The sequence below is a fragment of the Empedobacter falsenii genome, from assembly GCF_013488205.1.
Taxonomy (GTDB): domain Bacteria; phylum Bacteroidota; class Bacteroidia; order Flavobacteriales; family Weeksellaceae; genus Empedobacter; species Empedobacter falsenii_C.
The window spans coordinates 1,310,243-1,323,243 of sequence record NZ_CP040908.1 but is presented as its reverse complement, the minus strand read 5'-3'; the positions used below and the strand labels follow the sequence as shown (position 1 = coordinate 1,323,243).

Below are 13,001 nucleotides of genomic sequence, written 5' to 3'. Positions count from 1 at the left end.
GTTTAATTTTTTACCAAATTTTTTAATAAAAATTCACTGATTAATTGTGCTTCGACAAGTTGTATTTTATCTTGATAACGAGTCAAAAGTTGCTCGTACATACGACCATCATAAGGAAGCAAAAGTTGATTATCGTCGTTTTTCCAATAAATAGGAAGGTGACGATTGCCAACGAAGTAACAAAAATCAGCGGCATCGGACTTCGATTTTGCAGAAAACTGAATACACAAACAAGGTTTTATGTAAACTGAAGCTATTAAATTGTTTTCATGAAATAATCGATCGCCGTTCTGCCACTCATTTTTAGTTTGTAATCGAAGTTCTAATGTCAAACCAGCAGTTGTTTTTCGCGTAATTTTTTGTTTTCGAATCTCAAACCATTCAATCGTTAATTGATCCAAAACATTTTCTACTTGTTCAGTTTTTGACTGAATTTTATCTATAATTACCAACTGATTTTCCATTGTTTCGATCTATTATTTTTGTTGAGCAGCTTCTTTTTTCAACTGAACTTTCTCTTTCAACCATTGACACCATTCGTCAATTCCTTCTCCATTCAACGTACTGATTGTTTGTACTTCTAAGTTTGGATTAACCTCTCTTGCATCTTTAGTAACCGCTTCGATAGAAAAAGGTACATATGGTAATAAATCTGATTTAGAAACCAACATCAACTCACTTGTTAAGAACATACGTGGATATTTTTTTGGTTTATCATCACCTTCTGTTGTAGCAATAAGTGTTACACGATAATCTTCACCTAAATCAAAAGCTGATGGACAAAGAAGATTTCCTACATTTTCGATGAATAATAAATCTGTTCCGTCCAAATTAATGTGATCCAAAGCTTGTAAAATCATTTGCGCTTCGATATGACACATTCCACCTGTTACAATTTGTAAAGCATTAATCCCAACTTCGCGCATACGAACTGCATCACGCTCCGTTTCTGGATCACCAACTAAAACAGAAATATTCAATTCTTTTCCCAAACGTTTTCCAATTTCTTGTAACAATGTTGTTTTTCCTGATCCTGGAGACGAACAAACATTGATGATACAAACATCTTTCAGACGTTCGCGAATCGCATTTGCAACATAATCGTTGGCTTTTAATAAATGTAAAGTTGTGTTGTCGCATTGAACAGATCCTACTCTATTCCCAAGACTTTTTGGATTTTGTGTATTTGTTGACATAATTGAAATATGTTTAATTAATGATTATTTATTTTTAAAGATGACTTGCGAGATAAAAAGCTCATTTCCTTTGACAATTGTGCTGGACGGTGTTGAGCAATCTTCGCAAACAAATTTGTGATATTTGACTTCGAAATTCTTGTGACAATGTTCGCAATACGCCACAATTTCATTGACTAAAACCTCTAACTCGATTTCATTATAATTTTGGTTATCAGCTATAAATGCATCAAATGCATTTTGGATTAAAACAGGTTGAACATTTGATAAAAGCCCAGCTGTAATTTGAACTTTTTCTATATCTTCTATCTTCGAATCATAGTGCTCGTTCAACGTATCAAATATGTCTTTGACAATACTTAATTCGTGCATAATTTTTAATTTTTGTGAATAGATCCCCTCCTTCTAAACAAAATAAATGCTTAGAAAATAGCTATGTATAAGAAAGTTTTATGTTTATCAGATAAATGGTAAACCGTAGATATAATGCCTCAACAGGCAAATTTTATTCGTTGAAGTAGAAAATAAATCAGAAAAAATACGAACACAAATCTGTTGATTAAAATTAAATTTAACATCTGCGTTGATAAATTCGTCAAAAGAAAAATCATTGATTTTTAAATCTTCTACAGTAAATGTAAATCCCTCAATAGTGCTATTTGTATTATCACATTTTATTGTCTCTTTTTCTACTTTTTGATGCGCAGAAGATTGATTTGTTTTGTTAGAAAAGCTAAACAGAACAATCAAAAAAAAGACAGAAAATATGTGAAAAATCGTTTTCATTTACGATTGTAAAGGTACTACAACATTCTACCTAAAGGATTATTCAAAATAGAGGATAAATGTTCAAAAACGTTACAAATCAATAAAAATTATTTAGCTTAAAAAAACGACAATTAAATCGTTTATTAATATATTTTTATTGCTTTACAATAAATTTATTTTGTAATTCAAAATATTTCTATTTAATTTGAAAAATAAATTATTACTAAATATGGAAACTAAATCTAAATTTTATTTAAAATTAATTGGAGTATTACTAATCACTCTACCTTTTATTGATTTCTTTTTTAATAATGGATTAAATGATTTCAAAAGAGGTTTGAATGATGGAAATTCAAAAAGAAATTATGAATATTTTAATGTCATTCCAAAAAATAGTGTCAATAACACTATTTCTATTCCAAGAATAGATGGAGACATTTTAACAAACGAAATTAGTTTAGAAGTATATACTGATAGAAGTCTAGACATTTACCCATTTTATATTTGGGTTTTATATTTACTTTTAGGCGTTGTAATAGTTTTTTATTTATTTTCTACAATTCGATTAATTAAAAGATTTATTAACGGTGAATTATTTGAAAAAAGCACATACAATACTTTATTGTACAATGGGTTTGCTGTTATTAGTTTCACTTTAATAGATTCTTTATTAAATTTTATTAAAAATAATCAATTAGAAAAATATCTTGTAAACAGTAATTTCATTATTTCTGAGAATAATATGATTAATATTTCATCTCTATCTGCAGGTTTATTTACACTTGTATTCGCTATAGCCTTAAAACAAAGTATTCAAATGAAACAAGAAAACGATTTAACGATATAAATATGGCAATTATTATCAATTTAGATGTCATGATGGCAAAACGTAAAATGTCTTTGAATGATTTGAGTGAAAAAGTTGGTATTACATTATCTAACTTATCTATTCTAAAAAATGGAAAAGCTAAAGCCATTCGCTTCGAAACTTTGAATGCAATTTGCAAAGCTTTAGATTGTAAACCAGGTGATATTATTGACTATACGGAAGATTAAAACAAAACCCAAAAATTCTAAATTATTAAAAGAAAATACTATATTTGTTGACAACCAAAAGGTTTTAACTTAATTTTCCTTAGTGATAAAGATTTTCAACTATTTTGAATTAAAATAGACAAAATCTTATTTTACGGTTTATCTTCTTCCGACTATAACCGTTTTTAAGGAATAAAATTTAATAAAAAATTAGCAATCAATATACCTTTTCTACCCAAATAATCGGATAGAATTTTGTAAATTTGTAACCAATACATTAGAAAATTTAATGGAATATAATACACTTCGTTCGCAATTGATTATTCCAGAATATGGTCGTCATATTCAAGAAATGGTAAATCATTGTAAAACAATAAAAGACGAAACAGAACGCAACGGATTTGCCGAAATTATAATTGAAGTAATGGGAGAATTAAATCCTCACTTGCGTGATGTACCAGATTTTCAACACAAACTTTGGGATCAACTTTTTATCATGGCTGAATTTGATTTGGATGTAAAATCTCCTTATCCAATTCCGACAAAAAAAGATACGGTAAATAGTAAACCAAATAAAGTAGAATATCCAAAAAGCATCTATAAATACAGATATTACGGAAACAATATTCGTAAAATGATTGATGTTGCTGTAACGTGGGAAGAAGGTGAAAAACGCGAAGGTTTGTACTTTGCGATTGCTAATCACATGAAAAAATGTTATTTACTTTGGAATAAAGATACAGTTGATGATCAAGTTATTTTTAATCATTTGTACGAATTATCTGATGGTAAAATTGATTTGAGAAAAGTTGATGACCACTTGGTTTCACCTGATCGTTTGAATTCGAATAATAATCATTCAAACAACAATCAAAACAATAGAAATTACCAAAACAATAATCGTAATCATCAAAATAACAACAATCGAAATAATAACCAAAATTCGAATAATCGTCAAAACAACAATAACAGAAATAATCAAAATAACAACAATCGAAACCAAAACGTTCGAAACAATAAAGGTTAAATCAAAACTATTTAATACAACTAAATGGCTACATTTCAAATAAAGGGAGGGAAACCTTTGAAAGGAGAAATTACTCCGCAAGGTGCTAAAAATGAAGTACTACAAATTTTATGTGCGGTTTTATTAACCAATGAACAAGTTCGTGTTAAAAATATTCCAGACATTCGAGATGTCAATCGTTTGATTGAAATTTTGGGTGATTTAGGCGTAAAAACACAAAAAAATGGAAAAGGAGATTTCACTTTTCAAGCTGACGAATTACGATTAGATTATTTAAAAGGAAAACAATTTCGCAAAGATGGTGCTGCATTACGTGGATCAATCATGTTAATGGGACCACTTTTAGCTCGTTTCGGAGAAGCTTTTATGCCAAAACCAGGAGGAGATAAAATTGGACGTCGTCGTTTAGATACGCACTTCGAAGGTTTCTTTGCTTTAGGAGCTAAATATCGTTTCAATCCTGACGAAGATTTCTATGGTGTAGAAGTAGACGAAAACGGATTGCAAGGTTCTTATATGTTATTAGAAGAAGCTTCTGTAACAGGAACTGCAAATATTATTATGGCTGCAGTTTTAGCGAAAGGAACAACAACTATTTACAACGCTGCATGTGAGCCTTACATTCAACAATTATGTAAAATGTTGAACAGAATGGGTGCTAAAATTTCTGGAATTTCTTCGAATCTTTTAACGATTGAAGGAGTTGATAAATTAGGTGGAACTGAACATACATGTTTACCAGATATGATCGAAATTGGATCTTGGATTGGTTTAGCAGCAATGACAAAATCTGAATTAACAATCAAAAATGTTTCGTGGGAAAATTTAGGTGTTATTCCAGATGTTTTCAGAAAATTAGGAATCAAATTAGAACGACGCGATGACGATATTTATATTCCAGCTCAAGAACATTACGAAATCGAGCGTTTTATTGACGGTTCTATTTTAACTATTTCTGATGCGCCATGGCCAGGATTTACGCCAGATTTATTGTCAATTATTTTGGTAATTGCCACTCAAGCAAAAGGAAGCGTTTTGATCCACCAAAAAATGTTCGAGTCTCGTTTATTCTTCGTTGATAAATTAATCGATATGGGTGCGCAAATTATTTTATGTGATCCGCACCGTGCAACAGTAATTGGTCTTAATCACGAAACACCGTTGAAAGGAGCTGAATTAACTTCGCCAGATATTCGTGCCGGTATGTCTTTATTGATTGCTGCACTTTCTGCGAAAGGAAAAACTGTTATTCATAATATCGATCAAATTGACCGTGGTTACGAAGATATCGATGTACGTTTACGTGCTATTGGAGCTGATATAATTAGGGCTTAAAAAATAAAAAATGCAATCTATTATTGAGTTTATCACCAATTTTGTTCAACGCCCAGACAAGGTATTAATGGACATTATCAATAATTACGGTTATTGGATATATGTTATTTTATTCCTGATAATTTTCGCTGAAACTGGTTTAATTATCATGTCATTTTTAATGCCTTTTTTACCTGGAGATGCACTAATCTTTTCGATTGGAATGATTGCAGCAAGCGATGACCAAAACCATTTGCATATCGAATATATTATTCCGTTACTGATGGTTGCAGCAATTCTTGGTGATAACGTAAATTATTATGTTGGACGAAAATTTGGCGGTTGGATTTTAGGACGAAAAGACTCATGGTTTCTTAAAAAGAAACATATCGAAAAAGCAACAGAATTTTTTAACGAAAATGGTAAAAAAGCAATTATTATTGCTCGTTTTATGCCTGTTGTTCGTACTATAATTCCATTTATTTGTGGTGTTACAAACCTTAATTATCGCACATTTATTACCTATAGTTTTATAGGTGCGGTGCTTTGGGTTGGCGTTATTTCGCTTTTGGGACACACATTAGGTCAGTTTGACATTGTAAAAAATAATTTAGAGAAATTCATTTTCGGAATTATATTATTGGCGAATATGCCGTTGATTATCCGAATCGTGAAAGCTCAATTCAATAAAAATAAAACAGAAGAATGAGACAATTTGGATTAATCGGAAGAAATATTTCTTATTCATTTTCTAAATCTTATTTTGCTGAAAAATTTAAAAACGAGAACATTGTAGACGCTGTCTACAATGTTTTTGATTTACAGCAAATCGATGAAGTAGAAAAAGTATTCGAAACCGAAGGTTTAGTGGGCTTTAATGTCACAATTCCTTACAAACAAGAAATCATTCCATTTTTGGACGAATTATCGCCAGAAGCCAAAGCAATTGGTGCGGTAAATACGGTTTTAATAAAAGATGGAAAACGAATCGGACATAATACAGATTGTTACGGTTTTCATCATTCGATAGAACCTCTTTTAGAACCTCATCACAAAAAAGGGTTGGTTTTAGGAAATGGAGGCGCTGCAAAAGCGGTTTTTTATATTCTTGATTTATTGAAAATTGACTATAAAATTGTTTCGAGAACAAAAACCGAAAATCATTATTCTTATGATGAATTAAATAAAGAAATCATTCAGAATCATCAAATTATTGTAAATTGTTCGCCAGTTGGTACTTTTCCAACTATTGAAAACGCTCCACTTCTACCCTATCAATTTATTAACGAAAATCATCTATTGTACGACTTGATTTACAATCCACCATTGACAAAATTTTTAGAAAATGGTCAACAAAACGGAGCCAAAATAAAAAATGGTCACGAAATGTTGGTTCTACAAGCTGAAAAAGCTTGGGAAATTTGGAATAATCGTACAAAATAGACTTGATATTGTCCTCAAATTTTATTAGATTTGAGAAACAAAACTTAATTTCTTATGAATACTGAAATGGATAACCTGCAAAATGCAGACGGAGAACAATTACCTAAACCTGCAACTACAAACGACTCTAACACGGAATCTTACAAAACGGAAGAGTTAACGAACCAAGAAAAAATAAGCGATATTTCGTTCAAAGATTACGAAACATTTAGTTTTGATGTTTTGATTAACGAAGCAAAAAATCTATTAAGCAAATATGATGTTCAAGAGATTCGCGAGCATTTTAATCAAATTCGTGATGCATTCAAAGCTAAATTAGAAGAAGATGAAGCTGCGAAAAAAGAAGCTTTCTTAAGTGAAGGTGGTGATGAATTAGATTTTAAATACGAAACATCTTTTAGAGCAAAATTTAACGCTGTTTACAACGATTTTAAAAATCAATTAGCAGTTTTTCATAAAGAAAACGAAAAAAAGGAATCTGATAATTTAAAAGAACGTTTAGAAATTATTGACGAATTGAAAGCCTTGTATCAAGAACCAAGTGATTCTTCGGCGGCAATGTTCAAGAAATTTCGTGAGTTAAAAACTCGTTGGCACAATGCAGGAAGAATTCCGAGCAAAAATGCTGAAAATGTATTCAAAAATTATTTTTTCCACTTAGATAATTTCTACACATATTTGGATATGAATAAGGAATTGCAAACATTGGATTATGCACATAATCTGGAAGTTCGTCAATCGATTATCAAACGTGCAGAAGAATTAATTGGAGAGCAAAACGTGCAAAAAGCCTTGAATGAATTGCAATATTTGCATCGTTTATGGAAAGAAGAAGCCGTTCCTGTACAAGAAGATTTGCGCGAACCAACGTGGCAAAAATTCAAAGAATTAACAAATAAAATTCATGACCGTAAAGGTGAATTGAATGAAAAAATAAAACAAGAGCAAAAAGATAATTTAGAAAAGAAGAATCAAATTATCGCTCGTATCAAAGAAATTTCTGAGCAAGCAACAACAAAATCGCATGGCGATTGGCAAAAAGCTATTTCTGAAATAAACTCTTTGCGTGAGAACTTTATCACAATTGGACGTGTTCCGAAAGATAAAAATTCTGCAACTTGGGAAGCTTTCAAAGAAGTGACAAGACAATTTAATCACATCAAAAATGATTTCTATAAAAATCTAAAATCAGAGCAACAACTGAATCTTGAAAAGAAATTGGCTTTGTTAGAAATTGCAAAACAACATACGGAAAGCACGGATTGGAATGCTTCTGTACAAGTGATTAAAAAAATCCAAAATGATTGGAAAAAAATTGGTCATGTTCCAAGAAAAAATTCAGACAAAATCTGGAAAGAATTCAAAGATACATGTAATCAATTCTTTGATCGTTACAAAAAACGTCACGAACAAGCAAATCAAAAATTGGAACTAAATTTCGAAAAGAAACAAGCTTTCTTAAACGATTTCAAAAATCAAACGATTTCTGAAAACAAAGATGAAGCGTTGAAACAATTAGAAGAAATTCAACATAATTGGACAAGTTTAGGAAAAGTTCCATCAGAAAAAATTTCAATCAATCAAGAATTTACAGATGTTTACCACAAAAAATTAGATGCTTTAAATCTTTCTAAAAATGAATTGAACGATTATAAGTTGAAATCATTTGTCAATAAAGTAAAATCTGGAAATAATGGAAATTTATTGGATGATGAGATTAGAAAAACACGTAAAATAATTGAGGATTTAGAAAAAGAAATCAATCAATTGGATAATAATGTACATTTCTTTTCGAATGCAAATGAGAACAATCCTTTATTAAAAGACGTTTACAAGCAAATTGACGATAAACGAAAAAAATTAATTGAAGCAGAAATCAAACTGAAAACATTATTCAATATTGATTTTAATGCATAATTTTTAGGCATGACACAACAATCTATCGATGAGCAATATATGGCTCGTTGTATACAAATTGCAACAAACGGGTTAGGAACAACATATCCTAATCCGTTTGTTGGTTCTATTATTGTACATAACAACAAAATTATAGGCGAAGGTTTTACGTCAGAATATGGTGGACCGCACGCCGAAGTGAACGCAATTAATTCGATTAAAAATCAAGAATTATTAAAGGAATCTACGTTATATGTTACGTTAGAACCTTGTTCACATCACGGAAAAACACCTCCTTGTGCGGATTTGATTATAAAAAAAGAAATTCCAAAAGTCGTGATTGGAACTTTAGATCCTTTTGCGAAAGTGAATGGGCAAGGTTATTTGCGTTTGCTGAAAAATGGTGTTGATGTAACGCTGGGTGTTTTGGAAAAAGAATGCATCAAACTTAATAAACGTTTTATAACTTTTCATCAGAAAAAACGTCCATATATTATTTTAAAATGGGCGCAAACCGAAGATGGATACATGGGACGCGATGATGTGCAATTGTGGATTACAAATCATTATACAAAACAGTTGGTGCATAAATGGCGAACAGAAGAACAAGCTATTTTGGTTGGAAAAAACACCGCTTTGATTGATAATCCTCAGCTTAACACGCGATTATGGGAAGGTAATAATCCGTTGAGAATTGCGATTGACAAAAACTTAGCGATTCCGAGAAGTTTCCATTTGTTTGATCAAACGCAACCTACTGTTATTTTTAATTCTATTGAAAAATGTTCTGAAGAAAATTTAGAACTTGTTCAACTAGATTTTACGCAAAAAATATTGCCTCAAGTAATGGATTATTTATACGAAAATAATATTCAATCCTTGATTATTGAAGGTGGAAGTGATACCATACAACATTTTATTGATGCCGATTTGTGGGACGAAGCACGAATTTTGAGTTCGGATACCATCTGGAATGAAGGAATTTTAGCTCCTCGACTAAAAGGAACTCGAACTGAAAAACATCGCTTTTTAAATGATGAATTAAATATTTTCGAAAATAGAATAGAAATTGAAGAACCTTAGATTTTAAGGTTCTTTTTTATTATCTTTTATCAATTATTAAATCTGTTTCTAATATCCAAAGAGAATTTTTGATAAGATTATGATTATTAAGATTTAATTCATCTAAATCTTTATCAAATAACACTAAAACTCTTCCTTCAAATAAATCATTATTTATTTCAATAACTTTTCCACTTTCTCCAATTAAAATCCAATAATGATTTTCATCTCTTAAATTATTTGTATTCTTTTTTCCTAAAAAAGTATTTAAAATTACTTTATCATTCAATTTCATTCATAATTTTTTTCATCACTCATAAATATAAAACCTTTTTTCTTTAAAAGTAGTATTTAAACTATCTTTGCGGTACTTTTCAATACAACATGACGGACAATTATCGTACAATCGAGAAAGCTGTGGAAGATGTAATTTTCAAAGAATTGGGTAGTAAGTTTATTAATTTTGCTTATCCTGTTGAAAATGAAGATGACATCAAAATTTATTTGGATCAATTGCGCGAAATTCATCCCGACGCCAATCATCATTGTTACGCGTACGCACTTGGAATTGATGGTAAAAATCATCGTGCAAATGATGATGGAGAGCCAAGCGGCTCGGCTGGTTTACCAATTTATAATCAAATTTTATCAAGTGAAATCACCAATGTTTTGATTGTTTCTGTACGCTATTTTGGCGGAACAAAATTAGGAATTCCTGGTTTGGTAAAAGCGTATAAATATGCGGCACAAGTTGTGTTGGAAGAAGCAAATATTGTAGAAAAATTTGTTTCTAAACGTGTGAAAATGGTTTTTAATTATGATCAACAAGGAATTGTAGAGCGCAATGTCGATCGTATTTCTGGAGAGATTAAAGACAAACATTTTTCTGATAAATGCATGTTTACAATTTCGGTAAGAGAAAGTAAATTGGACGAATTTATTCGCATGTTTGACGAATATTATCAAATGGAAATTAAAATTATTGACTAATGCTAAATAGCTTAACTTCTTTACGTTTTTTCTTTGCTTTTGTAGTTTTCTTAAGCCATTTAACGTTTGTAAAAACCGATTTAGCTTGGTATAATTATCTAAAAAATAACGTCTTTTTCGAAGGTTATCTTGGTGTTGGTTTTTTCTTTATTTTGAGCGGATTTGTTTTGGCGCTTAATTACGAAAAGAAAGTCATCGACAATCCAAATTTTGACAAAAAGAAGTTTTATATCGCGCGAATTGCTCGTATTTATCCGCTTCATGTCCTAACATTTTGTGCCATGTTACCGTTTGTTATCATCAATGTTTGGCAAGGTTATTTTCATTGGGATATTGCAAGTGCGAACTTATTTTTATTACAATCTTATATTCCGGTAAAAGACTTTTATTTCTCTATTAATAACGTTTCGTGGAGTATTTCGACCGAATTATTTTTCTATTTAATGTTTCCTTTTTATGTGATTTGGTTGCATAAATTCCCGAAACTGAAATATATTTTATTACTAATTATTCCGATTATCATTTTTGCTGAACCTTATTTCAGAACAAATATGAAGTTGGAGAAAGCAATTTTTTACATCAATCCAATTGTTCGCAGTTTCGATTTTATTTTAGGAATTATTACCTGTCAAATCTATAAAAAGATAAAAGATACGCCCATCAGTTTTTCGAAAGGAACTTTATTAGAAATCATTGCAATTACAGTTTTGGCAATCTTTTTTTACTTCCACGATGATGTTGCGAGAGCTTTTCGTTACGGAATTTATTATTGGATTCCCATGGTTGGAATTGTCCTAATTTTTGCTTTACAAAAAGGTTTCTTTTCGAAAATTCTTCAACATAAAACATTGGTTTATTTAGGTGAAATCAGTTTTGCGTTTTACATGATTCATATGATTGTGATAAAATATGGAAATCAATATTTACCTAAAATCAATGATTTTCAGAAAATTGGGATTTATTTTGTAATTGCTTTAATTCTAAGTGCATTAACGTTTGAATATTTTGAGAAACCCGTTGCGAAGTGGATCAAAAGTAAAGTGAAGTAGTAGGGACGTTTTTTATATAAATAATTAATCTATATTAAAAAAGAAAAGGCTGTCGTAAAACAGCCTTTTCTTTTTTAATCACTTTATATTTTAAACAGTATGATATTTAAAACTTTGTTCGTTTTTAATTGTTTTCACTGATTCGTAAATCAACTCGATGACATTTTTTACATCAGCTTGATGAACCATTTCAACAGTTGTGTGCATATAACGCAACGGCAACGAAATTAAAGCCGAAGGTACTCCACCATTACTATATGCAAAAGCATCTGTATCCGTTCCTGTTACACGAGAACTAGCCGCACGCTGAAAAGGAATATTATTTTTCTCAGCTGCATCAATAATTAATTCGCGTACATTATTTTGTACCGCTGGCGCATAATAAACAACTGGGCCATCACCACATTTTTGCTCCCCTTCTTTCGATTTCGTAATCATTGGAGTTGTAGTATCGTGTGTAACATCCGTAATAATTGCTACATTTGGTTTGATTGTTTGCGTAATCATTTCCGCACCACGCAATCCTACTTCTTCCTGAACCGCATTTACAACGTATAAACCAAAATCTAATTGATCTTTATTTTCTGCCAATTTACGCGCAACCTCAGCAATCATAAACCCTCCCATTCTATTGTCTATCGCACGACAAACAAAATAACGATCATTCAACGTAAAAAATTCATCTGGATAAGTAATCACACAACCAACATGAATTCCAAGTTCTAAAACTTCTTCTTTCGATGTACAACCTGTATCAATCCAAATTTTATCTGGAGTTGGCGCTTCGTCTTTTCCTGCTTGACGCAAATGAATAGCTGGCCAACCAAAAACTCCTTTTACAATTCCTTTTTTAGTATGAATATTTACGACTTTAGAAGGCGCAATCATATGATCTGATCCTCCGTTACGAATCACATAAATCAACCCATCTTCCGAAATATAATTCACAAACCACGAAATTTCATCAGCATGCGCTTCAATCACAACTTTATACTTCGCTTCAGGATTAATCACTCCATAAGCAGATCCGTAATTATCAGTTTTTACCTCATCTACATATGGTTTGATATAATCCATCCAAACTTTTTGTCCTTCACTTTCAAAACCTGTAGGTGAAGCTGTATTTAAATATTTTGTCAAAAAATCCAAAGATTGTTGATCAAACAAATTATTTGTACTCATTTTAGTTTATTTATCTAACAAATGTACTAATTTTAGGAA

At 30.8% G+C, this 13,001-nt stretch carries 16 protein-coding genes; 10 read left to right on the top strand and 6 right to left on the bottom strand.

The window, feature by feature from the left end; genetic code table 11:
- Positions 1–2: 2 nt before the first annotated feature.
- The 4 genes from FH779_RS06205 to FH779_RS06190 all read right to left on the bottom strand — a co-directional run bounded on the left by FH779_RS06205 (position 3) and on the right by FH779_RS06190 (position 1,982).
- The gene (locus FH779_RS06205; RefSeq protein ID WP_180906400.1) at positions 3–464 is read right to left on the bottom strand and encodes an urease accessory protein UreE; all 462 of its coding nucleotides are present in this window, start codon (positions 462–464) and stop codon (positions 3–5) included.
- Positions 465–476: 12 nt separating this feature from the next.
- A complete protein-coding gene (gene hypB / locus FH779_RS06200; protein ID WP_052217937.1) occupies positions 477–1,196 on the bottom strand; it encodes a hydrogenase nickel incorporation protein HypB in 720 nt (239 codons plus the stop codon).
- Between the two features lie 24 nt (positions 1,197–1,220).
- Positions 1,221–1,568, bottom strand: a complete 348-nt coding sequence (locus tag FH779_RS06195) for a hydrogenase maturation nickel metallochaperone HypA/HybF (protein WP_038336663.1) — start codon at positions 1,566–1,568, stop codon at positions 1,221–1,223.
- Positions 1,569–1,655: 87 nt separating this feature from the next.
- Positions 1,656–1,982, bottom strand: coding sequence for a hypothetical protein (locus tag FH779_RS06190; RefSeq protein ID WP_180906399.1), 327 nt, complete (start codon positions 1,980–1,982; stop codon positions 1,656–1,658).
- A 187-nt stretch (positions 1,983–2,169) separates the two neighbouring features.
- Between FH779_RS06190 and FH779_RS06185 the strand changes: the two genes are divergently transcribed.
- The 8 genes from FH779_RS06185 to ribD all read left to right on the top strand — a co-directional run bounded on the left by FH779_RS06185 (position 2,170) and on the right by ribD (position 9,762).
- Positions 2,170–2,811, top strand: a complete 642-nt coding sequence (locus FH779_RS06185; RefSeq protein WP_180906398.1) for a DUF2975 domain-containing protein — start codon at positions 2,170–2,172, stop codon at positions 2,809–2,811.
- A gap of 2 nt (positions 2,812–2,813) precedes the next feature.
- Entirely contained in the window at positions 2,814–3,020 is a 207-nt protein-coding gene (locus FH779_RS06180) for a helix-turn-helix domain-containing protein (protein WP_180906397.1), read from the top strand.
- A gap of 268 nt (positions 3,021–3,288) precedes the next feature.
- Positions 3,289–4,026, top strand: coding sequence for a DUF4290 domain-containing protein (locus FH779_RS06175; RefSeq protein ID WP_180906396.1), 738 nt, complete (start codon positions 3,289–3,291; stop codon positions 4,024–4,026).
- A 24-nt stretch (positions 4,027–4,050) separates the two neighbouring features.
- Complete coding sequence (gene murA / locus FH779_RS06170) at positions 4,051–5,361, top strand: UDP-N-acetylglucosamine 1-carboxyvinyltransferase (protein ID WP_180906395.1); 1,311 nt, start codon at positions 4,051–4,053, stop codon at positions 5,359–5,361.
- Positions 5,362–5,371: 10 nt separating this feature from the next.
- Positions 5,372–6,049: a DedA family protein gene (locus FH779_RS06165; RefSeq protein ID WP_038336669.1), complete on the top strand. Its 678-nt coding sequence runs from the start codon at positions 5,372–5,374 to the stop codon at positions 6,047–6,049.
- A complete protein-coding gene (locus FH779_RS06160; RefSeq protein WP_180906394.1) occupies positions 6,046–6,783 on the top strand; it encodes a shikimate dehydrogenase family protein in 738 nt (245 codons plus the stop codon). The genes FH779_RS06165 and FH779_RS06160 overlap by 4 nt, the downstream gene beginning before the upstream one ends.
- Positions 6,784–6,837: 54 nt before the next feature.
- On the top strand, positions 6,838–8,700 hold the full coding sequence (locus FH779_RS06155; RefSeq protein WP_180906393.1) for a DUF349 domain-containing protein: 1,863 nt from the start codon (positions 6,838–6,840) through the stop codon (positions 8,698–8,700).
- Between the two features lie 9 nt (positions 8,701–8,709).
- Entirely contained in the window at positions 8,710–9,762 is a 1,053-nt protein-coding gene (gene ribD / locus FH779_RS06150) for a bifunctional diaminohydroxyphosphoribosylaminopyrimidine deaminase/5-amino-6-(5-phosphoribosylamino)uracil reductase RibD (RefSeq protein ID WP_180906392.1), read from the top strand.
- A gap of 19 nt (positions 9,763–9,781) precedes the next feature.
- Here ribD and FH779_RS06145 read toward each other — a convergent pair whose 3' ends face one another.
- Positions 9,782–10,036: a hypothetical protein gene (locus FH779_RS06145; RefSeq protein ID WP_180906391.1), complete on the bottom strand. Its 255-nt coding sequence runs from the start codon at positions 10,034–10,036 to the stop codon at positions 9,782–9,784.
- 89 nt (positions 10,037–10,125) lie between these two features.
- Here FH779_RS06145 and FH779_RS06140 point away from each other — a divergent pair, with 89 nt between their 5' ends.
- Positions 10,126–10,731 (top strand): IMPACT family protein, encoded by a 606-nt coding sequence (locus tag FH779_RS06140; protein ID WP_038336679.1) that lies wholly within the window; start codon positions 10,126–10,128, stop codon positions 10,729–10,731.
- The gene (locus tag FH779_RS06135; RefSeq protein WP_180906390.1) at positions 10,731–11,780 is read left to right on the top strand and encodes an acyltransferase family protein; all 1,050 of its coding nucleotides are present in this window, start codon (positions 10,731–10,733) and stop codon (positions 11,778–11,780) included. Before FH779_RS06140 ends, FH779_RS06135 begins: the two co-directional genes overlap by 1 nt.
- A gap of 90 nt (positions 11,781–11,870) precedes the next feature.
- Here FH779_RS06135 and FH779_RS06130 read toward each other — a convergent pair whose 3' ends face one another.
- A complete protein-coding gene (locus tag FH779_RS06130) occupies positions 11,871–12,962 on the bottom strand; it encodes a M42 family metallopeptidase (RefSeq protein ID WP_180906389.1) in 1,092 nt (363 codons plus the stop codon).
- Positions 12,963–13,001: the final 39 nt, after the last annotated feature.